The sequence below is a fragment of the Spirulina sp. CCNP1310 genome (assembly GCF_034932185.1).
Taxonomy (GTDB): domain Bacteria; phylum Cyanobacteriota; class Cyanobacteriia; order Cyanobacteriales; family Spirulinaceae; genus Spirulina.
Genome location: NZ_JAYGHW010000063.1, coordinates 1 through 902, shown reverse-complemented (window position 1 = coordinate 902; position 902 = coordinate 1). Strand labels below are relative to the sequence as shown.

Below are 902 nucleotides of genomic sequence, written 5' to 3'. Positions count from 1 at the left end.
TAGAAGGTATCTGTAAAGAAAAGATTAAACAGCAAGACGTTTGAGCATTAAAGATGTCATGGCTTGATAAACAAAACACTCACTCATTTGGGGAAGACGCTCATAGTCTTTACTTAAACGGCGATACTTCCCCAACCAAGCAAATGTCCGTTCTACTACCCAACGTTTCGGTAGAACCGCAAAACCCGGTTCAGTCCGTTCAACCACTTCCAATTCCACTGCACAGCTATCCGCCACGCGCTGCAATCTATCGCCTCGATAGCCTTGATCTGCCCAGATATGCTCCAGGGTGGGTTCATTCAAATGGGCATCAGCAACCACCATCCGGGCTGAGGTGCTATCGGCGAAATTCGCGGCATGAACAATCACCGTGATGAGCAACCCCAAGGTATCAACCATGATGTGACGTTTACGCCCATTGATTTTTTTGCCCCCGTCGTAGCCCCGGTCACTGCCTCCGATATCTGTGGTTTTCACCGATTGGCTATCGATGAGTCCTCCCGTTGCTGTTTTGGAGCGACCTTCTTGCTCTCTGACTCTCTTCCTCAACTCATCGTGAATCTTTTGCCATACACCTTTCTTTTCCCACTTGCGCCAATACCCATAGACCGTTTTCGGCGGTGGAAAGTCATTGGGGAGCAACTCCCACGCACATCCCGTGCGAGTGAGATATCGAATCGCGTTGTACACTCCTCTCAAATCCACGGTTCTCCTTCTCCCCCGACCGGTTTCGGACTTGGCTGCGGGCAATAAGGGTTCGATGATTTCCCATTCTGCGTCGCTCACATCGCTGGGGTATCCTTGTCTAGGCATTTTCTACTCTTGCGTTCTTTATCCCCTTTTTCCCTCTTTTGAGGCTTTCACCCCCCTCTTCTTTATCTTTTCTTCACAGATACCCTCTA

General features: G+C 49.4%; 1 protein-coding gene. It reads right to left on the bottom strand.

The window, feature by feature from the left end; translation table 11 throughout:
• Positions 1–24: 24 nt before the first annotated feature.
• Positions 25–813 (bottom strand): IS5 family transposase, encoded by a 789-nt coding sequence (locus tag VB712_RS10825; protein ID WP_323254576.1) that lies wholly within the window; start codon positions 811–813, stop codon positions 25–27.
• Between the last annotated feature and the right edge of the window lie 89 nt (positions 814–902).

What these genes read in the sequence shown, in the direction of transcription:
- VB712_RS10825 (WP_323254576.1), bottom strand. Translation starts at nt 813, where the DNA reads ATGCCTAGACAAGGATACCCCAGCGATGTGAGCGACGCAGAATGGGAA.